Source organism: Pseudomonas sp. BIGb0176, assembly GCF_024810175.1.
In the GTDB taxonomy this organism is placed as follows: Bacteria; Pseudomonadota; Gammaproteobacteria; order Pseudomonadales; family Pseudomonadaceae; genus Aquipseudomonas; species Aquipseudomonas protegens.
Genome location: NZ_JANUEC010000004.1, coordinates 312,679 through 332,633, shown reverse-complemented (window position 1 = coordinate 332,633; position 19,955 = coordinate 312,679). Strand labels below are relative to the sequence as shown.

The 19,955-nt window shown below is 63.5% G+C and carries 19 protein-coding genes; 15 read left to right on the top strand and 4 right to left on the bottom strand.

The window, feature by feature from the left end; translation table 11 throughout:
- The first annotated feature begins 152 nt into the window (after nt 1–152).
- The 4 genes from M2395_RS24580 (at nt 153) to M2395_RS24565 (ending at nt 4,354) form a co-directional block, all read left to right on the top strand.
- Entirely contained in the window at nt 153–1,547 is a 1,395-nt protein-coding gene (locus tag M2395_RS24580) for an FAD-binding oxidoreductase (protein WP_123431093.1), read from the top strand.
- 43 nt (nt 1,548–1,590) lie between these two features.
- Nucleotides 1,591–2,256 carry a fumarylacetoacetate hydrolase family protein gene (locus tag M2395_RS24575; protein ID WP_011064082.1) on the top strand — a complete coding sequence of 222 codons (666 nt, stop codon included), beginning with the start codon at nt 1,591–1,593 and terminating at the stop codon, nt 2,254–2,256.
- Between the two features lie 164 nt (nt 2,257–2,420).
- Entirely contained in the window at nt 2,421–3,347 is a 927-nt protein-coding gene (locus M2395_RS24570) for an SdiA-regulated domain-containing protein (RefSeq protein ID WP_053160352.1), read from the top strand.
- A 101-nt stretch (nt 3,348–3,448) separates the two neighbouring features.
- Nucleotides 3,449–4,354 (top strand): SdiA-regulated domain-containing protein, encoded by a 906-nt coding sequence (locus M2395_RS24565; RefSeq protein WP_015637404.1) that lies wholly within the window; start codon nt 3,449–3,451, stop codon nt 4,352–4,354.
- A gap of 73 nt (nt 4,355–4,427) precedes the next feature.
- Here the strand turns inward: M2395_RS24565 and rpiA are convergent, their stop codons facing one another.
- Nucleotides 4,428–5,099 (bottom strand): ribose-5-phosphate isomerase RpiA, encoded by a 672-nt coding sequence (rpiA, locus tag M2395_RS24560; protein ID WP_015637403.1) that lies wholly within the window; start codon nt 5,097–5,099, stop codon nt 4,428–4,430.
- 202 nt (nt 5,100–5,301) lie between these two features.
- On the opposite strand from rpiA, the gene ilvA reads away from it, so the two are divergent.
- The 4 genes from ilvA to M2395_RS24540 are packed head-to-tail and all read left to right on the top strand — an operon-like array spanning nt 5,302 to nt 9,021.
- Complete coding sequence (ilvA, locus tag M2395_RS24555; RefSeq protein WP_015637402.1) at nt 5,302–6,816, top strand: threonine ammonia-lyase, biosynthetic; 1,515 nt, start codon at nt 5,302–5,304, stop codon at nt 6,814–6,816.
- Between the two features lie 40 nt (nt 6,817–6,856).
- Nucleotides 6,857–7,285: a DUF2269 family protein gene (locus M2395_RS24550; protein WP_011064077.1), complete on the top strand. Its 429-nt coding sequence runs from the start codon at nt 6,857–6,859 to the stop codon at nt 7,283–7,285.
- A 15-nt stretch (nt 7,286–7,300) separates the two neighbouring features.
- Nucleotides 7,301–8,557 carry an SDR family oxidoreductase gene (locus M2395_RS24545; RefSeq protein WP_123431091.1) on the top strand — a complete coding sequence of 419 codons (1,257 nt, stop codon included), beginning with the start codon at nt 7,301–7,303 and terminating at the stop codon, nt 8,555–8,557.
- Complete coding sequence (locus M2395_RS24540) at nt 8,554–9,021, top strand: DUF2269 domain-containing protein (protein ID WP_123431090.1); 468 nt, start codon at nt 8,554–8,556, stop codon at nt 9,019–9,021. The genes M2395_RS24545 and M2395_RS24540 overlap by 4 nt, the downstream gene beginning before the upstream one ends.
- A gap of 51 nt (nt 9,022–9,072) precedes the next feature.
- Here the strand turns inward: M2395_RS24540 and M2395_RS24535 are convergent, their stop codons facing one another.
- Entirely contained in the window at nt 9,073–9,729 is a 657-nt protein-coding gene (locus M2395_RS24535; RefSeq protein ID WP_123431089.1) for an HAD family phosphatase, read from the bottom strand.
- Between the two features lie 144 nt (nt 9,730–9,873).
- On the opposite strand from M2395_RS24535, the gene M2395_RS24530 reads away from it, so the two are divergent.
- Together M2395_RS24530 and ptsP are read left to right on the top strand one after the other, a co-directional pair.
- A complete protein-coding gene (locus tag M2395_RS24530) occupies nt 9,874–10,353 on the top strand; it encodes an RNA pyrophosphohydrolase (protein ID WP_011064073.1) in 480 nt (159 codons plus the stop codon).
- A gap of 22 nt (nt 10,354–10,375) precedes the next feature.
- The gene (gene ptsP / locus M2395_RS24525; RefSeq protein ID WP_011064072.1) at nt 10,376–12,655 is read left to right on the top strand and encodes a phosphoenolpyruvate--protein phosphotransferase; all 2,280 of its coding nucleotides are present in this window, start codon (nt 10,376–10,378) and stop codon (nt 12,653–12,655) included.
- A gap of 73 nt (nt 12,656–12,728) precedes the next feature.
- Here ptsP and M2395_RS24520 read toward each other — a convergent pair whose 3' ends face one another.
- Nucleotides 12,729–13,475 (bottom strand): NRDE family protein, encoded by a 747-nt coding sequence (locus M2395_RS24520; protein ID WP_011064071.1) that lies wholly within the window; start codon nt 13,473–13,475, stop codon nt 12,729–12,731.
- Between the two features lie 123 nt (nt 13,476–13,598).
- On the opposite strand from M2395_RS24520, the gene M2395_RS24515 reads away from it, so the two are divergent.
- The 4 genes from M2395_RS24515 to M2395_RS24500 all read left to right on the top strand — a co-directional run bounded on the left by M2395_RS24515 (nt 13,599) and on the right by M2395_RS24500 (nt 17,054).
- On the top strand, nt 13,599–14,381 hold the full coding sequence (locus tag M2395_RS24515; RefSeq protein WP_026020005.1) for a sulfite exporter TauE/SafE family protein: 783 nt from the start codon (nt 13,599–13,601) through the stop codon (nt 14,379–14,381).
- Nucleotides 14,382–14,462: 81 nt separating this feature from the next.
- Complete coding sequence (lgt, locus tag M2395_RS24510; RefSeq protein WP_011064069.1) at nt 14,463–15,272, top strand: prolipoprotein diacylglyceryl transferase; 810 nt, start codon at nt 14,463–14,465, stop codon at nt 15,270–15,272.
- A gap of 46 nt (nt 15,273–15,318) precedes the next feature.
- Nucleotides 15,319–16,290, top strand: a complete 972-nt coding sequence (locus tag M2395_RS24505; RefSeq protein ID WP_015637397.1) for a thymidylate synthase — start codon at nt 15,319–15,321, stop codon at nt 16,288–16,290.
- Nucleotides 16,291–16,466: 176 nt separating this feature from the next.
- Nucleotides 16,467–17,054: an undecaprenyl-diphosphatase gene (locus tag M2395_RS24500; protein ID WP_053160350.1), complete on the top strand. Its 588-nt coding sequence runs from the start codon at nt 16,467–16,469 to the stop codon at nt 17,052–17,054.
- 15 nt (nt 17,055–17,069) lie between these two features.
- Here M2395_RS24500 and cadR read toward each other — a convergent pair whose 3' ends face one another.
- The gene (gene cadR / locus M2395_RS24495; RefSeq protein ID WP_011064066.1) at nt 17,070–17,519 is read right to left on the bottom strand and encodes a Cd(II)/Pb(II)-responsive transcriptional regulator; all 450 of its coding nucleotides are present in this window, start codon (nt 17,517–17,519) and stop codon (nt 17,070–17,072) included.
- Between the two features lie 88 nt (nt 17,520–17,607).
- Here cadR and M2395_RS24490 point away from each other — a divergent pair, with 88 nt between their 5' ends.
- The gene (locus M2395_RS24490) at nt 17,608–19,947 is read left to right on the top strand and encodes a heavy metal translocating P-type ATPase (protein ID WP_019093436.1); all 2,340 of its coding nucleotides are present in this window, start codon (nt 17,608–17,610) and stop codon (nt 19,945–19,947) included.
- Nucleotides 19,948–19,955: the final 8 nt, after the last annotated feature.

The following is a 19,955-nucleotide window of genomic DNA, read 5'->3' as shown; positions in this document are numbered from 1 at the left end:
CTGACCTGGGCGGCACTGGGCCGACACCGCAGAAAGGCCCTTGGGCACTCTCCTGCGGGGGCGGTATGCTAGCATACGCGCCCCGCTAAACACTCATTCCTGCGACGTGAAGCGTTCTCAGGATGACCATGAATTGTTCGAGAGTTCTGTCGATGACCAATCCTGCCCTGATTGATGAGCTGAAGACCCTGGTTGAGCCTGGCAAGGTGCTGACCGACGCTGACTCCCTGAATGCCTACGGCAAGGATTGGACCAAGCATTTCGCCCCGGCCCCGACAGCCATTGTGTTTCCGAAAACCATCGAGCAGGTCCAGGCCATTGTGCGCTGGGCCAATCAGCACAAGGTTGCGCTGGTGCCTTCGGGCGGTCGCACCGGGCTTTCGGCGGCAGCGGTGGCAGCCAACGGCGAGGTGGTGGTGTCCTTCGACTATATGAACCAGATCCTCGACCTGAACCTGACCGACCGCACCGCAGTGTGCCAGCCGGGCGTGGTCACCGAGCAGTTGCAGAACCTGGCGCAAGAAAACGGCCTGTACTACCCGGTGGATTTCGCTTCTGCAGGTTCCAGCCAGATTGGCGGCAATATCGGTACCAATGCCGGCGGGATCAAGGTGATTCGCTACGGCATGACCCGCAATTGGGTGGCCGGCATGAAGGTGGTCACCGGCAAGGGCGACCTGCTGGAGCTGAACAAGGACCTGATCAAGAACGCCACCGGCTATGACTTGCGCCAGCTGTTCATCGGCGCCGAGGGCACCCTGGGCTTCGTGGTCGAGGCCACCATGCGCCTGGACCGGGCCCCGAAGAACCTCACGGCGATGGTCCTGGGCACCCCTGATTTCGACTCGATCATGCCGGTGCTGCACGCCTTCCAGAGCAAGCTTGATCTGACCGCCTTCGAGTTCTTCTCCGACAAGGCCCTGGCCAAGGTCTTGGCCCGTGGCGACGTGCCGGCGCCATTCGAATCCGAATGCCCGTTCTATGCGCTGCTGGAATTCGAAGCCACCACCGAGGAAGTGGCCAACCACGCCCTGGAAACCTTCGAGCACTGTGTCGAGCAGGGCTGGGTCCTGGACGGCGTGATGAGCCAGAGCGAAACCCAGTTGCACAACCTGTGGAAGCTGCGCGAATACATCTCCGAGACCATTTCCCACTGGACGCCGTACAAGAACGACATTTCGGTCACTGTGTCGAAAGTCCCGGCCTTCCTTCAGGAAATCGACGCCATCGTCGGCAAGCATTACCCGGACTTCGAAATCGTCTGGTTCGGCCACATCGGCGACGGCAACCTGCACCTGAATATCCTCAAGCCGGATAACCTGAGCAAGGACGAGTTCTTTGCCAAGTGCGCGACGGTCAACAAGTGGGTGTTCGAGACGGTCGAGAAGTACAACGGCTCGATTTCCGCGGAGCACGGCGTGGGCATGACCAAGCGTGATTACCTGACCTACAGCCGCTCGCCGGTGGAGATCGAGTACATGAAGGCGGTCAAGGCCGCGTTCGACCCGAACGGCATCATGAATCCGGGCAAGATCTTCGCGATCTGAAGCCGGGTAGTGTCCAGATAAAGCACACAAGCAGGAGTCGGTAATGAGCTATCAGCACCAGTATGTCGACGGTACCCGGATCCATTTTCCGGTGGGCAAGGTGGTGTGCATCGGTCGCAACTACGCCGAGCACGCCAAGGAGCTGGACAACCCGGTACCTACCGAACCCCTGCTGTTTATCAAGCCGGGCAGTTGTGTGGTACCCCTGGAAGGTGGGTTCGCCATTCCCACCGAGCGTGGTTCGGTGCACTACGAAGCGGAAATCGCGGTGTTGATCGGCAAGCCGCTCTCCACCAAACCCAGCCGTGAAGAAGTGCTGGATGCCATTTCCGGCTTTGCCCCGGCACTGGACCTGACCCTGCGGGACAAGCAGGCCGAACTCAAAGCCAAGGGCCTGCCCTGGGAAATCGCCAAGTCGTTCGACGGCGCGGCGGTGATCGCGCCCTTTGTGGTGGGCAGCACCTTCGCCGACCTGACCGACATCGGCATCCGCCTGACCATCAACGGTGAAGTACGCCAGGACGGCAACAGCGCCATCATGCTCAACCCCATAGTGCCGATGATCCAGTACATGGCCGGTTGTTTCTCCCTGCAGGCCGGCGATGTGATCCTCACGGGCACGCCGGTCGGGGTTGGGCCGCTGAATGTCGGCGATGAGCTGGTGCTGGAGCTTCCCGGTGCCAGCCGTTTCACCAGCAGCGTCCGTTGATCCGAATCTTTCTGCGCTGGGCCCGGTAATCCAGGGCCCGGCGCAGAGAGATCAGCGGCTTTAACCGTTTTTTCACATTTTTCCCGGATAATTCCGAAGTTTATGGTTCGCGGATCTAAAATCCCTGTGCTATTAACTTTGGCCGCGTTTCTGGAATCTGTGTGATGGACGCCCACCCTCTACCTAAACCTCGCCTCATCCGCCGCTTGCGATTGCGCATGCGCTGGTATTCCTGGCTGCTGTTGGCGGGCGTGATCTGCTATGGCGTAGCCAGCCTCATGCATTGGGATGACCGTGGGGCTCTCTGGGTCCAGGAAGGTTTTGTCAGTACCGCCGAACGCAGCTCCAGTATCTGGCTGCCCAGCTACCGGGCGGTGATCGATGCCAAGGTCCTGCCAGGCATGGAGCGGGACGAAGCCTCCGATCTTTCCTATAACCCCCAGACCAAGACCCTGTTTTCGGTAATGGGCAAATACCCATTCCTGGTGGAGCTGTCGCTGCAAGGCGACGTCCTGCGCAAGATGCCTCTAGTGGGCTGGAGCAACCCGGAAGGGGTCGCGGTCCTGGAAAATGGCCTGCTGGCGATTGTCGATGAGCGCGAGCATTCGCTGGTGATCGTCAAGGTCGATGCCAATACCCGGTCGCTGAATGTCGCGGACTTCCCCAAATACGACCTGGGCCCTTCGGCAGACCAGAACAAGGCGTTCGAAGCCATTGCCTGGAACCCGCGCAGGCAACAGTTGCTGCTCGGGGAGGAGCGCCCGCCGGCGTTGTTTACCTGGAGCAGCGACGGTAGCCAAGTACTCAAGGGCAACAAGCAGAAGCTGGCCAGCGACGAACTCGACTTGCGCAACCTGTCGGCCCTGGGTATCGACCCGCGCACCGGCCATACCCTGGTGCTGTCGGCTGATTCCCATCTGCTGCTGGAACTGGACGAGCAGGGCGAGCAGGTCAGCTTCATGGCCCTGCTCGGTGGCTTCAATGGCCTGGAAAAAACCATTCCCCGGGCCGAAGGGGTGGCCATGGATGAGGCCGGCAACCTGTACATGGTCAGCGAGCCCAACCTGTTCTATCGCTTCGAGAAACAGTGAGCCCCGGCCTGGCACCCGAGCCGGGCCATTCAGGGCATTAAGCTTGAATTCAGGCGGCTGTGATATTTCATCAGCCTGTCCTGATTTCGAGCCTGCCCGCCATGTATCGCCTCACCCGCCTGCAACCCCTTTACCTGATCCTCTGCCTGATGGCCGTGCTGCTGGCGGTGTTTGTCCATAACCACAGGTTGTGGCAGCGCGCCTGGTTCGACTGGCAATCCTACTGGCAGGTGGCGGCCCCCCAATCCCTGGGGTTGGGCGATTATCGTGTCGTGCTGGAGGCGCAGCCCATCGAGGGTCTGGATGAGGTCTCGGCGCTGACCTACGATCCGCTGCGCAACAGCCTGTTCACCGTGACCAACAAGAATTCCGAACTGATCGAGCTATCCCTGGACGGGCAGATCCTGCGCCGCATCGCTCTGGTGGGCTTTGGCGATCCCGAAGCGGTGGAGTTCATCAGTGCCAATACCTATGTGATCAGTGACGAGCGCCAGCACCGGCTGATCAAGATCCAGCTGGACGATGAAACCACGGCGGTGGATGCGGCAGAAGCCGAGCAGATCACCCTGGGCGTGCACCTTGCCGGCAACAAAGGCTTCGAGGGGCTGGCCTACGACTCCCAGGGCAAGCGCCTGTTCGTCGCCAAGGAGCGCGACCCGATGCTGATCTATGAAGTGCAGGGCTTCCCCCATCAAGATCCGGAACAGTCCTACGGGATGCATGTGGTGAACAACCCCAAGCGCGATGCCGGCCTGTTCGTGCGTGATCTATCCAGCCTGCAATACGACGAGCGCAGTGGCCACCTGCTGGCACTGTCGGACGAGTCACGGCTGGTGGTGGAGCTGGATGTCGAGGGGCGCCCGCTGAGTACCCTGGCCCTGGGCAAGTGGCGTCAGGGTCTGAGCAAGGCGGTGCCTCAGGCGGAAGGGATGGCCATGGATGACGCCGGCACCCTGTACCTGGTGAGCGAACCGAACCTGTTCTACGTCTTCAAGAAACCGATGTAGGAGCCAGCTTGCCAGCGAAGAGGCCTTCAAAACCGCCTTCGCCCGCCAGCCGGCTCCTATCTGCAGGGCAGGCTCAGGCCTTGAGGGTCTTCACCCCTTCGGCGGTACCCAGCAGCAGCACATCAGCGGGGCGTGCAGCGAACAGGCCATTGGTGACCACGCCGACAATGGCATTGATCTGGCTTTCCAGTTCCACCGGATTGGTGATCTGCATGTTGTGCACATCGAGGATGATGTTGCCGTTGTCGGTGATCACGCCTTCGCGGTACACCGGGTCGCCGCCCAGTTTCACCAGTTCACGGGCCACGTGGCTGCGGGCCATGGGGATCACTTCCACGGGCAGCGGGAAGTTGCCCAGCACCGGCACCAGCTTGCTGGCGTCGGCGATGCAGATAAACGTCTTGGCCACGGCGGCGACGATCTTTTCCCGAGTCAGGGCGGCGCCGCCGCCCTTGATCAGGTTCAGGTGCTCGTCGCTTTCGTCGGCGCCGTCGATGTAGAACTCCAGGTCGCTCACGGTGTTGAGCTCGTAGACCGCAATCCCGTGGCCCTTGAGGCGCGCGGCGGTGGCTTCGGAGCTGGCCACGGCGCCGTCGAAGGCGCCCTTGTGCAGGGCCAGGGCGTCGATGAAACAGTTGGCGGTGGAGCCGGTGCCGACCCCGACGATGCTCTTGTCATCGAGTTTCGGGAGGATAAGGTCGACGGCGGCCTGGGCAACGGCCTGTTTGAGTTGATCCTGGGTCATGCGGGCTCCGAAGCGGGCAAGGGGGGCACAAAGGCCGGCATTATAGGCGCCGCAGCAGATCAGGTCATTGCCCGTTTGGCTAATCGGCCGGGCTTCAGAGAAGGCGAGGGGGCGGCTAAAACCTCTGTATTCGTGTGGTCGCCCGGGCAAACGCTGGGTTAGACTCCCTGGCCCTGCCCAACCCGCTCAGTGATGCTTTCCGATGCTCGAACAGTACGTCAAGAAGATCCTCACCTCGCGCGTTTATGACGTTGCCGTAGAAACCCCATTGCAGACTGCCCGCCAGCTCTCCGAGCGGCTGGGCAATCAGATCTGGCTCAAGCGTGAAGACTTGCAGCCGGTGTTCTCGTTCAAGATCCGTGGTGCCTACAACAAGCTGACCCAGCTCAGCGAAGCCGAGCGCGCCCGGGGCGTGGTCACTGCGTCGGCGGGCAACCACGCCCAGGGCCTGGCCCTGGCGGCCAAGGTGCTGGGGGTCAAGGCTACTATCGTGATGCCCAAGACCACCCCCGAGATCAAGGTCGAGGGCGTGCGCTCCCGTGGTGGCAAGGTGGTGCTGCACGGCGATACCTTCCCTGAAGCGCTGGCCTACTCCCTGAAGCTGGTGGACGAGAAGGGCTACGTCTACATCCATCCCTACGATGATCCGCACACCATTGCCGGGCAGGGCACGGTGGCCATGGAGATTCTGCGCCAGCACCCCGGCCCGCTAGATGCGATCTTCGTTCCGGTCGGTGGCGGCGGCCTGATCGCCGGCATCGCGGCCTATGTGAAGTACCTGCGCCCGGAGATCAAGGTCATCGGCGTCGAGCCGGACGACTCCAACTGCCTGCAGGCGGCCATGGCTGCCGGTGAGCGCGTGGTGCTGCCGACCGTGGGGATCTTCGCCGACGGCGTGGCGGTGGCGCAGATTGGCCAGCACACCTTCGACATCTGCAAGGATTATGTGGATGAAGTGATTACCGTCAGTACCGACGAGATCTGTGCGGCAATCAAGGATATCTACGACGATACCCGCTCGATCACCGAACCTGCCGGCGCCCTGGGCGTTGCCGGGATCAAGAAGTACGTCGAGCAGCGCGGTATCAGCGGGCAGACCCTGGTAGCCATCGACTCCGGGGCCAACGTCAACTTCGACCGCCTGCGCCACGTCGCCGAGCGCGCCGAACTGGGCGAAGGCCGCGAAGCCATCATCGCCGTGACCATTCCCGAGAAGCCCGGCAGCTTCAAGGCCTTCTGCGAGGCGGTGGGCAAGCGCCAGATCACCGAATTCAACTACCGCTACAACACCGGCAGCGAGGCGCACATCTTCGTCGGCGTGCAGACCCACCCGGAAAACGATCCGCGTAGCGCCCTGATCGCCAGTCTGACCGAGCAGGGCTTTCCGGTGATCGACCTGACCGACAACGAGCTGGCCAAGCTGCACATCCGCTACATGGTCGGTGGCCATGCCGAGAAGGTCAGCGACGAAGTGGTGCTGCGTTTCGAATTTCCGGAGCGTCCGGGGGCGCTGTTCAACTTCCTCAACAAGCTGGGCGGGCGCTGGAATATCTCGATGTTCCACTACCGCAACCATGGTGCGGCGGATGGCCGGGTAGTCGCCGGCCTGCAAGTGCCGGCCGATGAACGTCACCTGGTGCCCGCGGCGCTGGAGCAGATCGGCTATCCGTACTGGGATGAAAGCGACAACCCGGCCTACCAGCTGTTCCTCGGCTGAACGACTACGCTGAGGATCGGAGCCTTAAGGAAGCGAAAACATGGAAACACTGACCACGCTGAAGACGCTTCATGTACTGGCCACCGTGCTGCTATTGGGCAGTGCGCTGGGGCTGGCGATCTGGGTCTGGCGCCTGCGCCGCCAGGGGGATGCCACGGTTTATAGCCGGGTGCTGCACCGTCCGGGCCTGTTCGGCTGGCTGTTGCTGGCGCTGGGCATGCTGACATTGCCGTTCAGCGGTTGGTGGCTGGTGCATCTGGTGGGTTGGCCGCTGGGGCAGACCTGGGTCCTGGGTTCCAGTGTGCTCTACACCCTGGGGGCCTTGGCCTGGCTGTGGCTGATGGTGCGCCTCAACCGCCTGCGGGTGGCCAAGGTTGCCAGCGGCCTGGCGTTCACCCTGGTGCTGGCGGTGTTCAGCGCCGCATGTTTCGTGACCATTGCCGGTCTTATGGGCGCCAAGCCGGTCTAACTCTCAAGGATTGCCATGAAGGTCGTTCTGGTGGGGGCCACAGGGTTTGTCGGCCGTCATCTGCTGGCGGCATTGCACGCTGCCGGCCATCAGCTGATTGCCACCAGCCGTCGCCCGCAGCCCCAGGGGTTGCCCGGGGTGGAGTGGCGCCAGCTGGATCTCGATTGCCTGGGCCGCGAGCCCCAGCCCTTTGCCCTGCCTGCCGACACCGACCTGCTGATCAACGCCGCGGGGCTGTTGAGCACTGATGCGCGGGCGTTGAGCCTGACCCAGGACCTGGGTACCCGCGCGCTGTTCGATCTGGCGGCGGCCCGGGGCGTGCGGGTACTGCAGATTTCCGCATTGGGGGCCGGGATCCTGCCCCAGGTGCCGTTCCTTGCCAGCAAGGCGGCGGCGGATGATTACCTGCTGCAGTTGGGGGTACCGGCGGTGGTGCTGCGGCCCTCGCTGGTGCTCGGCGCTGGCGGTGCCAGCAGCGGCTGGCTGACGAGGCTGTCGCCCTGGCCGCTGATTCCTTTGCTGTCCGCCAAGGCGCAGATGCAGCCCTTGCATATAGAGGACTTGAGTGCCGCGGTGCTGGCGCTGCTCAGGCAGTGGCCGCAGGAATCCATGGTTCTGCCCCTGGTCGGCCCGGAACGCATGACCATGGCGCAACTGCTCGATCACCTGCGGTCGGCCCAGGGCTGGGGCCCGGCGCGCTACTTCAAGCTGCCAGCGGTCTTGCTGCGGCTGGTGGCTGCTGCTGGCGATCGCCTGGGCTGGCGAGCCTTGAACCGGCAGAGCCTGGCCATGGCCCGCCACGACAACCTGGCGGATCCGCAGGTGCTGGCCTCGGTCTGCGGGTATCACGCGGCGCCGCTGGCGGCCCGCTTGCAGGACTGGCCGCAGGCGGCGCAAAGCACCCAACTGGCCCTGCGCCCGCTGTTGCTGGCAGTGATGGTGCTGATCTGGCTGGGTACCGCGCTGGTGTGCATTGGCCCGGGTTACGACTGGGGCCTGCGGATCATGGCCGAGGCTGGCGTGCAGGGCGTCTGGGCGGCCCTGGCGGTGATCGGCGGTTCACTCTGTGATGCGCTGCTGGGTGTCGGCCTGCTGCTGCGGCGCTGGCGCCGGCGGGCCTTGCAGGCGCAGTTGGGGCTGATGCTCGGCTACACCCTGATCATCAGCCTGATCCTGCCGCACTTCTGGTTTGACCCTTATGCCGCCGTCGCCAAGAACCTGGTGCTGATGGTGGCGACCCTATGGCTGCTGTGGACCGAACCCCACCAATGAGCGCTTACCTGCTGTTGAAAACCCTGCATATCCTGTCCTCCACCGTGCTGTTCGGCCTCGGCGCGGGGTCGGCCTATTACGCCCTGCGGGCCTGGCGCAGTGGCCGGGTGGAAGTGATTGCCGTGACCTTCAAGCACCTGGTGTTCGCCGACTGGGCCTTTACCGCCACCACGGCGGTATTCCAGCCGTTGAGCGGGCTGGGGCTGGTGCACCTGGCAGGCTGGTCGCTGCAGCAGGCGTGGCTGATGTGGAGCCTGGGCCTGTATGTGGTGGCGGGGCTGTGCTGGCTGCCGGTGGTCTGGTTGCAGATCCGAGTGCACAAGATGGCCGAGCAGGCCCTGCAGGACGGGGCGCCGATGCCGCTGCAGGCAACCCTTTATATGCGCTGGTGGTTCGCCCTGGGCTGGCCGGCGTTCCTGGCCTTCATGGCGATTTTCTATCTGATGGTGGCCAAGCCGGCGTAGGTTTTTTTCGCTGGCAAGCCGGCGCCTACAGCCGGCTCGCCGGCGAGCTGTCTAGTCGCGCAGGCTGATGACCTGCCAGCCACGTTTCTCGGCCTCGGCCCGCAGGTTCGGGTCCGGGTCAACGGCCACGGCGGTGGTCACTTGCTCCAGCAGGGGCAGGTCGTTCATCGAATCGCTGTAGAAGTAGCTGTCTTCCAGGCTGTGGCCGGTCTCTTCCAGCCAGCGGTTGAGGCGGGTGACCTTGCCTTCACGGAAACACGGCACATCGGTACTGCGCCCGGTGTAGCGGCCATCCTGCATTTCGCATTCGGTGGCGATCAGGGTTTCCACGCCCAGGCGTTCGGCGATCGGCGCGGTCACGAAACGGTTGGTCGCGGTGATGATCACCAGCTTGTCGCCGGCAGCGCGATGCTTGTCCAGCAGGGCCTGGGCCTTGGGCAGGAGGATCGGCTCGATGCAGTCGCGCATGAAGTCGCGGTGCCACTCTTCAAGCACGGCCATGGCGGTGCGGCCGAGGATTTCCAGGCAGAAGTTCAGGTAGGCGGCATTGTCGAGCTTGCCGGCCAGGTAATCCTGATAGAACTCGTCGTTACGGGTCTTGTAGGCGACGGCGTCGAGGAAGCCCCGCTCGCACAGATAGTCGCCCCAGGCGTGGTCGCTGTCGCCGCCCAAAAGCGTGTTGTCCAAGTCGAATAAAGCCAGGCGCATTGCAGTTACTCGCTGAAAAGTCGCGGAAAAAGGTGCCCAGAATACGGTCTTTTCACAAGAGTGCACATAAGGTAAGCAGCCTCGTTGCTGCATTCCCAAGCTTTGTGGAACAATGCGGCGACATGCGTTTGCGAGGTTGTAGCCGTGATCGACCCCGATGGTTTCCGCCCCAATGTCGGGATCATTCTGACCAATGATGCCGGACAGGTGCTATGGGCTCGCCGTATCAATCAAGATGCCTGGCAGTTTCCTCAAGGGGGAATCAACCCCGATGAGACGCCGGAAGACGCCTTGTATCGCGAGCTGAACGAAGAAGTGGGGCTGGAGCGCGAAGATGTGCAAATTCTCGCCTGCACCCGGGGCTGGTTGCGCTATCGTTTGCCGCAGCGTCTGGTCCGGACCCACAGCCAACCGCTGTGCATCGGCCAGAAGCAGAAATGGTTTCTCCTGCGCCTGATCTCCAACGAGCAGCGGGTGCGGATGGATTTGACCGGTAAACCGGAATTCGATGGCTGGCGCTGGGTCAGTTATTGGTATCCGTTGGGCCAGGTGGTGACATTCAAGCGCGAAGTGTATCGCCGCGCTCTCAAAGAGCTTGCCCCGCGCCTGCTAGTGCGCGACTGACGACGGAGTTCGACCCCGAGCCATGCTCAATACGCTGCGCAAGATCGTCCAGGAAGTTAACTCCGCCAAGGATCTCAAGGCGGCGTTGGGGATTATTGTATTGCGCGTCAAAGAGGCCATGGGCAGCCAGGTCTGCTCGGTCTATCTGCTGGACCCGGAAACCAACCGTTTCGTCCTGATGGCCACCGAGGGCTTGAACAAGCGCTCCATCGGCAAGGTCAGCATGGCGCCCAACGAAGGCCTGGTAGGCCTGGTGGGCACTCGCGAAGAACCCCTCAACCTGGAAAACGCCGCCGACCACCCGCGCTATCGCTACTTCGCCGAAACCGGTGAGGAGCGTTACGCCTCGTTCCTCGGTGCGCCGATCATTCACCACCGCCGGGTGGTGGGCGTGCTGGTTATCCAGCAAAAGGAGCGGCGCCAGTTCGACGAAGGCGAAGAAGCCTTCCTGGTGACCATGAGCGCCCAACTGGCCGGGGTTATCGCCCATGCCGAGGCCACCGGTTCGATCCGTGGCCTGGGTCGCCAGGGCAAGGGCATTCAGGAAGCCAAGTTCGTTGGCGTACCGGGCTCGCCCGGCGCTGCAGTGGGCAGCGCGGTGGTGATGCTGCCGCCGGCCGACCTGGATGTGGTGCCGGACAAGCACGTCACCGACATCGACGCCGAACTGGCCCTGTTCAAGAGCGCCCTGGAAGGGGTGCGGGCCGATATGCGCGCGCTATCGGAAAAGCTCGCCACCCAATTGCGCCCTGAAGAGCGCGCGCTGTTCGACGTCTACCTGATGATGCTCGACGACGCCTCCCTGGGCAGTGAAGTGAAGGCCGTTATCAAGACCGGGCAATGGGCCCAGGGCGCGTTGCGCCAGGTGGTCACCGATCACGTCAACCGTTTCGAACTGATGGACGATGCCTACCTGCGCGAGCGGGCCTCGGACGTCAAGGACCTGGGCCGCCGGCTCCTGGCGTACCTGCAGGAAGAGCGCCAGCAGACCCTGGTCTATCCCGACAACACCATCCTGGTCAGTGAGGAACTGACCCCGGCCATGCTCGGCGAGGTGCCGGAAGGCAAGCTGGTGGGCCTGGTCTCGGTGCTGGGTTCGGGCAACTCCCACGTGGCGATCCTGGCCCGGGCCATGGGCATCCCGACGGTGATGGGCCTGGTGGACCTGCCGTACTCCAAGGTCGACGGCATCCAGATGATCGTCGACGGCTACCACGGCGAGGTCTACACCAACCCCAGCGACGTGCTGCGCAAGCAGTTCGCCGATGTGGTGGAAGAAGAACGGCAACTGGCCCAGGGGCTGGATGCCCTGCGCGACCTGCCCTGCATCACCCCCGATGGCCATCGCATGCCGCTGTGGGTCAACACCGGCCTGCTGGCCGATGTAGCCCGGGCGCAGAAGCGCGGGGCCGAAGGCGTGGGCCTGTATCGCACTGAAGTGCCGTTCATGATCAACCAGCGCTTCCCCAGCGAGAAGGAACAGCTGGCGATCTATCGCGAACAGCTGGCGGCCTTCCATCCGCAACCGGTGACCATGCGCAGTCTGGACATCGGCGGCGACAAGTCGCTGTCGTACTTCCCGATCAAGGAAGACAACCCCTTCCTTGGCTGGCGCGGGATCCGCGTGACCCTCGACCACCCGGAGATCTTCCTGGTACAGGCCCGGGCGATGCTCAAGGCCAGCGAAGGCCTGAACAATTTGCGCATCCTGCTGCCGATGATTTCCGGCATCCACGAGCTGGAAGAAGCCTTGCACCTGATCCACCGGGCCTGGGGCGAAGTGCGCGATGAAGGCACTGACGTACCGATGCCGCCAGTGGGGGTGATGATCGAAATCCCCGCCGCGGTGTACCAGACCAAGGAACTGGCGCGCCAGGTGGACTTCCTCTCGGTGGGCTCCAACGACCTGACCCAGTACCTGCTGGCGGTGGACCGCAACAACCCACGGGTGGCCGATCTCTACGACTACCTGCACCCGGCGGTGCTGCAAGCGCTGCAGAACGTGGTGCGTGATGCCCATGCCGAAGGCAAGCCAGTGAGCATCTGCGGCGAGATGGCCGGTGATCCGGCGGCGGCGGTGCTGTTGATGGCGATGGGCTTCGACAGCCTGTCGATGAACGCCACCAACCTGCCGAAGGTGAAGTGGATGCTGCGTCAGGTCAGCATGACCAAGGCCAAGGAACTGCTGGCGGAAATGATGACCATCGACAACCCGCAAGTTATCCACAGTTCGCTGCAACTGGCGCTGAAGAAACTCGGGCTGGCGCGGATGATCAATCCGGCTTCGAGCAAGACCCTGTAACCGGGTTGTTTTCTTCGCCGGCAAGCCGGCTCCTACAGAAGCGTACGTGGGAGTCGGCGTGCCGGGGAACGCTTCAGACCTTCAGTTCGACCTCTCCCAGATGCCCGCCATAGGGGCCGAAGCTGCGTTCCAGCAGATGCCGCGAGCCATCGGCGTGGACGATCAGTGCCGTGCTGGCTCGCGTGCCGTAGCTGGGGCTGGCGATGAACACGCTGGACAGCAGGCTTTCGGTGGCCAAGCCCACGCCGGTGTCCGGCAGGTCGGCGAAGGGCGCTGTCTGCGGGTCGCTCAACAGCGCCAGCAGTGCCTGGGGCTGTGGATCATGCAACACCTCCTGCAACGCCGCCCTGGCCTTGAGCAGCTTGGGCCAGGGCGTATCCAGCCCGGCATTGGAAAGGCCGTAGACCCCAGGCTCCAACCGTTGCGGCTGCGGGTCCCGAGCGTTGTAGTGCCACAGTTGCTCGGCATTGCCCAGCAGCAGGTTGAACCCGGCGTACTCCACCGAGCGCCCGACTACATCGCGCAAATAATCATCCAGGGGCACGTCGCCGGCGAGAAAGCGCGCCACCAGTTCACCCCGCGAGCGCCGCGCCGGAGGCTGGTGCGGGTTGCGGATATTGGTCAGGGCGGCAAAGCGGCCCTCGGCGCCGACCCCGAGCCAGGTGCCGCCGGCTTCCAGGTCGCGACCGGCGTGGATCTGCGGCAGTTCCGGCCACTGCCCCAGGGGCAGGCTCGGCCGCGCGTAGAATTCATCACGGTTGGCCGCGACGATCAGTGGCTGAGCATGACCCGGCCGCCAGGCGAAAACGATCAAGCACATTAAGGTGGCCCCCTGTGTGTTTTTGCCCACTTTACGCACAGATCCGGCGGGTATCCATCGCCATCCAGTGGAGTCCGGGGCGGCGCTTCCGTTACCATGCCGATCTATTTTTCGGATGCTCCCATGGAATTTCTGCTCTATCTGCTACTGGGCGCCTGTGCGGGCGTGCTGGCCGGGCTGTTCGGCGTGGGCGGCGGGATCATCATAGTCCCGGTGCTGGTGTTCAGCTTCACCCTGCAAGGCTTCGATGTCTCGGTGCTGACCCATCTGGCGGTCGGCACCTCCCTGGCCAGCATCATCTTTACCTCGGTCAATGCGGTGCGCGAGCACCATCGGCGTGGCGCTGTGCGCTGGCCGATCTTCGCCTGGATGACCGTGGGTATCCTCCTGGGCGCCGGTTTCGGCGCACTGACCGCCGAGGCGATCTCCGGCCCGCACCTGCAGAAAATCATCGGTGTGTTTGCCCTCGTGGTGGCCCTGCAGATGACCCTGGAGCTCAAGCCCAAGGCCAGCCGCCAGGTGCCCGGCAAGCTGGGCCTGACGGCCGCCGGCGGTGTGATTGGCTGGGCCTCGGCGATCTTCGGCATCGGCGGTGGCTCCCTCACCGTGCCTTTTCTCACCTGGCGCAGCGTGCCCATGCAGCAGGCGGTGGCCACCTCATCGGCCTGCGGTTTGCCCATTGCCCTGGCCAGTGCCTTAAGTTTCATGATTCTGGGCTGGCATGATCCGCTGCTCCCGGCCCATAGTCTCGGTTTCGTTTATTTGCCGGCCCTGTTGGGCATTGCCCTGACCAGCATGGTGTTTGCCCGCATCGGCGCGCGCCTGGCCCACAAACTGTCGCCACGCCTGTTGAAACGCATGTTCGCCGCGCTACTGTTCTGCGTGGGGCTCAGCTTCCTGTTCTGAGTGGTGACGCAATCCTGGCTTAATCCTGGGCTGGCAGTTTGCCCCGGGAATCTGAAGTTCTAACCCTTACGAGGAGTCGCAATGCTGCCCTACCCGCAGATTGATCCGGTGGCCCTGGCCATCGGCCCGCTGAAAATCCACTGGTACGGCCTGATGTACCTGATCGGCATTGGCGGTGCCTGGTTGCTGGCGTCGCGCCGCCTGAACCGTTTCGATCCGACCTGGAGCAAGGAGAAGCTCTCGGACATGGTGTTCTGGATGTCCATGGGGGTGATAGTCGGTGGTCGCCTGGGTTATGTGCTGTTCTACGACCTGAGCGCCTACCTGGCCAACCCGACGCTGATCTTCGAGGTGTGGAAGGGCGGCATGTCGTTCCACGGTGGTTTCATCGGGGTGATGCTGGCGGCCTGGTGGTTCGGCAAGCGCAACAACAAGACCTTCTTCGAACTGATGGATTTCGTCGCGCCGATGGTGCCGATCGGCCTGGGCGCCGGGCGCATCGGCAACTTCATCAACGCTGAACTGTGGGGCAAGCCCACCGATCTGCCCTGGGCCATGGTGTTCCCGCCGTTCAGCGATCCGGCGCAATTGCCGCGCCATCCCTCGCAGCTGTATCAGTTCGCCCTGGAAGGCGTGGCGCTGTTCCTGATCCTCTGGCTGTTCTCGCGCAAACCCCGGCCGACCATGGCGGTTTCCGGTATGTTCGCCCTGTTCTACGGGATCTTCCGTTTCATCGTCGAGTTCGTCCGGGTGCCGGACGCCCAGCTGGGCTACCTGGCCTGGAACTGGCTGACCATGGGTCAGGTCCTGTGCGTGCCGATGATTCTCGGTGGCTTGGGGTTGATCTGGCTGGCTTATCATCGCGCTCCGGCCAAGAGCGCGGCGCAATAAATTCGAACCCCGGGGCGCGCCCCGGGTTCAAGGATGCAGGTAATTCATGAAGCAATATCTTGATCTGGTGGCCCACGTCATCAACAACGGCACCAAGCAGGCCAACCGCACCGGTGTGAACACCATCAGCTTCCCCGGGGCCATGCTGCGCTACGACCTCAAGGAAGGTTTCCCGGCCATCACCACCCGCAAGATGGCCTTCAAGTCGGCCATCGGCGAGATGGTCGGCTTCCTGCGCGGGGTAAACAACGCCGCCGAGTTTCGTGCGCTGGGCTGCAAGGTCTGGGACCAGAACGCCAACGAAAACGCCCAGTGGCTGGCCAACCCGTTCCGCCAGGGCGACGACGACCTGGGCGAGATCTACGGCGTGCAGTGGCGCAAGTGGCCGGCCTACAAACAGATCAAGACCAGCAACCAGGCGGCCATCGACCTGGCGCTGAGCCAGGGCTACCGGCAGATCGCCGCAGGCGAGGAAGACGGCCAGGGCTACGTGGTGCTGTACAAGGCCATCGACCAGGTGCGCCAGTGCGTCGACACCATCATCAACGACCCGGGTAGCCGGCGGATCCTGTTCCACGGTTGGAACTGCGCCCAGCTGGATGAAATGGCCTTGCCGCCGTGCCACCTGCTGTACCAGTTCCACCCCAATGTCGAGACCCGGGAAATCTCCCTGACCCTCTACATCCGCTCCAACGACCTGGGCCTGGGCACGCCGTTCAACCTCACCGAGGGTGCTGCGCTGCTGAGCCTGATCGGCCGCCTGACCGGCTACACGCCGCGCTGGTTCACCTATTTCATCGGTGATGCCCACGTCTATGAAAACCATCTGGACATGCTCAACGAACAGCTCAAGCGCGAGCCGTTCCCGATGCCCAAGCTGGTGATTTCCGAGCGTGTGCCGGAGTTCGCCAAGACCGGCGTCTACCAGCCGGAGTGGCTGGAGCTGATCGAACCGAGCGACTTCTCCCTGGAAGGCTATGAGCACCACGCGCCCATGACGGCGCCGATGGCGGTCTGAGCATCCAGCTACTGCAGCAAGGGCCGCGCGGCCCTTGTCGATTGATCCTGTTGCCCTTATCGACCTGTGCCCGGAGCCGTTCCGGGCATGGCTGTGCCCGGCGGCCAGCTACGCTCTGAGTAGCGGCCCTGCCAGGTGCGGGGTGTGGTCCTTGTGACATTCAACGTGAGCCCCGAATGGAAGAACTCAATCACAGCCTGTTCCTGGCCATCAACGCCAGTGCCGGGGCGTCCATGCCGATGCGTGCACTGGCGGTTTTCCTCGCGCAATGGGTGGTACTCAGCGTGCCGCTGCTGCTGGTGGTGTTCTGGGTTTTCGGCGAGCGCCGCCAGCGCATGATCGTGTTGCTTGCCGGCCTGAGCATTGTCCTGGCCCTGGTCTGCAACCTGCTGGTCCGTGAGCTGTGGTTCCATCCTCGGCCGTTCATGATCGGCCTGGGTCAGAACTTCCTCGCCCACGCGCCCGGGGCATCCTTCCCCAGCGACCACGCCAGTGGCATGTTCGCCATGGCTTTCGCGCTGATCCTGGCCAGCCTGCGCAAGACCGGGCTGGTGATGCTGGGCCTGGCGCTCCTGGTGAGTTGGGCACGGGTCTACCTGGGTGTGCATTTCCCTTTCGACATTCTGGGTGGCTGCCTGGTGGGGGGGCTCAGCGCCTGGCTGGTGCGCCAGGGGCTGGCCTGGCAGCAACTGGACCAGCGGCTGCTGGCAATCCTCGAAGGGGCTTATCTGCGGCTGACGGCCAGCGTTCGGCGCGGCGCCTGAAACCGCGCCAGGGGTTCAGTGCCCGTGGCTGCGCCCGACATGGGAGGGCTCGCTCTCATTGGGGGCCACCGAGCCGCTGACTTCCAGGCGCTGGAGAATTCCGCAGTGCTCAAGGTCCGGGCCCTCGCTGCAGCGCTGGCGCAGGTCCAGCAGTTGTTCCTGCAGGGCCAGCAAGCCGTCGATGCGCGCCTTGACGTGATGGATATGCTCGTCGATCAGGGCGTTGACGCTGGCGCACTGGTCCTGGGGGCTGTCACGCAGGTTGAGCAGGCTGCGGATCTCCTCGAGGGTCATGTCCAGGCTGCGGCAATTGCGGATAAAGGTCAGGCGCTCGGTGTGGGCCTGGGTGTAGAGGCGATAGTTGCCTTCACTGCGGGCCGGTTCCGGCAGCAGCCCTTCGCGCTCGTAGTAACGGATGGTCTCGACCTGACAGTCGGTGAGTTTCGCCAGTTCGCCAATCTTCATTGCCGTCGTCTCCGAATGGGTGCTTGACCCTATAGTGGCTACAGGGTGTTCACTTGGCAACAAGCACCTTAATTCGGAAGGGACCCTAATGAGCGATTCTCTCCACAGCCCGCGCAAAACCGCGGATCAGCAGCCCCAGGCTGATCACGATCACGATCACGATCACGATCACGATCACAGCCATGGCCACAGCCATTCCCATGCGCCCGCGGGCAAGTTGCAGCCGGTCAAGGCACACGATCATGCCGCCCACGGCGCATCCTGCTGCGGTTCCGCCGACCTGGCGCCGTCCAGGGTCACCCTGAGCGAGACCCCGACCGCCGGCGCGCGCTTGAGCAGCTTTCGCATCGAAGCCATGGACTGCCCCACCGAACAGACCCTGATCCAGAACAAGCTGGGCAAGCTGGCCGGGGTCCAGGCGCTGGAGTTCAACCTGATGAACCGCGTGCTGGGGGTGACCCACGACCTGCCGAGCACCGCGCCTATCATCGAGGCGGTCAAGTCACTGGGCATGCACGCCGAACCCCTGGAACAGGAGGGTGACCAAGCCGCGCCTGCCGCAGCGCCCGTGAAGAAGCCCTGGTGGCCGCTGGCCCTGTCCGGTATCGGCGCGCTGGCTGCCGAGGTCATCCATTTCACCAATGCCGCGCCCGACTGGGTGATTGCCCTGGTGGCCCTGGTGTCGATCCTCAGTGGTGGCCTGACCACCTACAAGAAGGGCTGGATCGCCCTGAAGAACCGCAACCTCAACATCAATGCCCTGATGAGCATCGCCGTGACCGGCGCCGTGCTGATCGGCCAATGGCCGGAAGCGGCGATGGTGATGTTCCTGTTCACCGTGGCGGAATTGATCGAGGCCCGTTCCCTGGATCGGGCGCGCAACGCCATCAGCGGCCTGATGCAGATGACCCCGGAACGGGTCACGGTGCAGCAGGCAGACGGCAACTGGAGCGAACAGGAAGCGAAAAACGTCGAACTTGGCGCACTGGTGCGGGTGCGTCCCGGCGAGCGCATCGGCCTCGACGGCGAGGTCGTGTCCGGCAACTCCACCATCGACCAGGCGCCGATCACCGGTGAAAGCCTGCCGGTGGAAAAGACTGTGGGCGACAAGGTTTTCGCCGGCACCATCAACCAGGCCGGCTCCCTGGAATACCGAGTGACTGCCGCCGCCAACAACTCGACCCTGGCGCGGATCATCCACGCTGTGGAACAGGCCCAGGGCGCCCGGGCTCCGACCCAGCGCTTCGTTGACAGCTTCTCGAAAATCTACACCCCGGCGGTATTCGCCTTCGCCCTGGCGGTGGCGCTGATTCCGCCGCTATTCATGGGCGGCGTCTGGTTCGACTGGATCTACCGCGCCCTGGTGCTGCTGGTAGTGGCTTGCCCCTGCGCCCTGGTGATCTCCACCCCGGTGAGCATTGTCAGCGGCCTGGCGGCTGCCGCGCGCAAGGGCATCCTGGTCAAGGGCGGGGTCTACCTGGAAGGCGGCTACAAGCTCGACTACCTGGCCCTGGACAAGACCGGCACCATCACCCACGGCAAACCGGTGCAGACCGACTTCCTGTCCCTGGACCCGCTGGCCCAGGACACCGCCCCGGCCCTGGCCGCAAGCCTGGCAGGGCGTTCCGACCACCCGGTGTCCCTGGCCATTGCCCAGGCGGCTGTGGATAAACAGTTGGCCATGCACCCTGTGGATAACTTCGAGGCCCTGACCGGCCGAGGCGTACGCGGCGAGATCAATGGCGAGCTGTACCACCTGGGCAACCATCGTCTGGTGGAAGAGCTGGGCCTGTGCTCCCCGGCTTTGGAAGAAAAACTCTTCGCCCTGGAGAAGCAGGGCAAGACCGTGGTCCTGCTGCTGGACCGCAATGGCCCGCTGGCGCTGTTCGCCGTGGCCGATACGGTGAAGGAATCCAGCCGCGAAGCCATCCAGCAATTGCATGAGCTGGGGATCAAGACCCTGATGCTCACCGGCGACAACCCGCATACCGCCCAAGCCATCGCGGCCCAGGTGGGTATCGACCAGGCCCGGGGCGACCTGCTGCCCACCGACAAGCTGCAGGCCATCGAAGACCTGTACGCCCAGGGCCATCGGGTGGGCATGGTGGGCGACGGCATCAACGACGCCCCGGCCCTGGCCCGCGCCGAAATCGGTTTCGCCATGGCTGCGGCGGGCACCGACACCGCCATCGAGACCGCGGATGTGGCCCTGATGGACGATGATCTGCGCAAGATCCCGGCGTTTATCCGCCTGTCGCGCCAGACCTCGGTGGTGCTCAAGCAAAATATCGTCCTGGCCCTGGTCATCAAGGCGATCTTTCTTGGGGTAACCTTTGCCGGGCTGGCCACCATGTGGATGGCAGTATTCGCCGACATGGGCGTGAGCCTGTTGGTGGTGTTCAACGGTCTGCGCCTGCTGCGCAAATAAGCAACGAG

What these genes read in the sequence shown, in the direction of transcription:
- M2395_RS24580 (WP_123431093.1), top strand. Translation starts at nt 153, where the DNA reads ATGACCAATCCTGCCCTGATTGATGAGCTGAAGACCCTGGTTGAGCCT.
- M2395_RS24575 (WP_011064082.1), top strand. Translation starts at nt 1,591, where the DNA reads ATGAGCTATCAGCACCAGTATGTCGACGGTACCCGGATCCATTTTCCG.
- M2395_RS24570 (WP_053160352.1), top strand. Translation starts at nt 2,421, where the DNA reads ATGGACGCCCACCCTCTACCTAAACCTCGCCTCATCCGCCGCTTGCGA.
- M2395_RS24565 (WP_015637404.1), top strand. Translation starts at nt 3,449, where the DNA reads ATGTATCGCCTCACCCGCCTGCAACCCCTTTACCTGATCCTCTGCCTG.
- rpiA (WP_015637403.1), bottom strand. Translation starts at nt 5,099, where the DNA reads ATGACCCAGGATCAACTCAAACAGGCCGTTGCCCAGGCCGCCGTCGAC.
- ilvA (WP_015637402.1), top strand. Translation starts at nt 5,302, where the DNA reads ATGCTCGAACAGTACGTCAAGAAGATCCTCACCTCGCGCGTTTATGAC.
- M2395_RS24550 (WP_011064077.1), top strand. Translation starts at nt 6,857, where the DNA reads ATGGAAACACTGACCACGCTGAAGACGCTTCATGTACTGGCCACCGTG.
- M2395_RS24545 (WP_123431091.1), top strand. Translation starts at nt 7,301, where the DNA reads ATGAAGGTCGTTCTGGTGGGGGCCACAGGGTTTGTCGGCCGTCATCTG.
- M2395_RS24540 (WP_123431090.1), top strand. Translation starts at nt 8,554, where the DNA reads ATGAGCGCTTACCTGCTGTTGAAAACCCTGCATATCCTGTCCTCCACC.
- M2395_RS24535 (WP_123431089.1), bottom strand. Translation starts at nt 9,729, where the DNA reads ATGCGCCTGGCTTTATTCGACTTGGACAACACGCTTTTGGGCGGCGAC.
- ptsP (WP_011064072.1), top strand. Translation starts at nt 10,376, where the DNA reads ATGCTCAATACGCTGCGCAAGATCGTCCAGGAAGTTAACTCCGCCAAG.
- M2395_RS24520 (WP_011064071.1), bottom strand. Translation starts at nt 13,475, where the DNA reads ATGTGCTTGATCGTTTTCGCCTGGCGGCCGGGTCATGCTCAGCCACTG.
- M2395_RS24515 (WP_026020005.1), top strand. Translation starts at nt 13,599, where the DNA reads ATGGAATTTCTGCTCTATCTGCTACTGGGCGCCTGTGCGGGCGTGCTG.
- lgt (WP_011064069.1), top strand. Translation starts at nt 14,463, where the DNA reads ATGCTGCCCTACCCGCAGATTGATCCGGTGGCCCTGGCCATCGGCCCG.
- M2395_RS24505 (WP_015637397.1), top strand. Translation starts at nt 15,319, where the DNA reads ATGAAGCAATATCTTGATCTGGTGGCCCACGTCATCAACAACGGCACC.
- M2395_RS24500 (WP_053160350.1), top strand. Translation starts at nt 16,467, where the DNA reads ATGGAAGAACTCAATCACAGCCTGTTCCTGGCCATCAACGCCAGTGCC.
- cadR (WP_011064066.1), bottom strand. Translation starts at nt 17,519, where the DNA reads ATGAAGATTGGCGAACTGGCGAAACTCACCGACTGTCAGGTCGAGACC.
- M2395_RS24490 (WP_019093436.1), top strand. Translation starts at nt 17,608, where the DNA reads ATGAGCGATTCTCTCCACAGCCCGCGCAAAACCGCGGATCAGCAGCCC.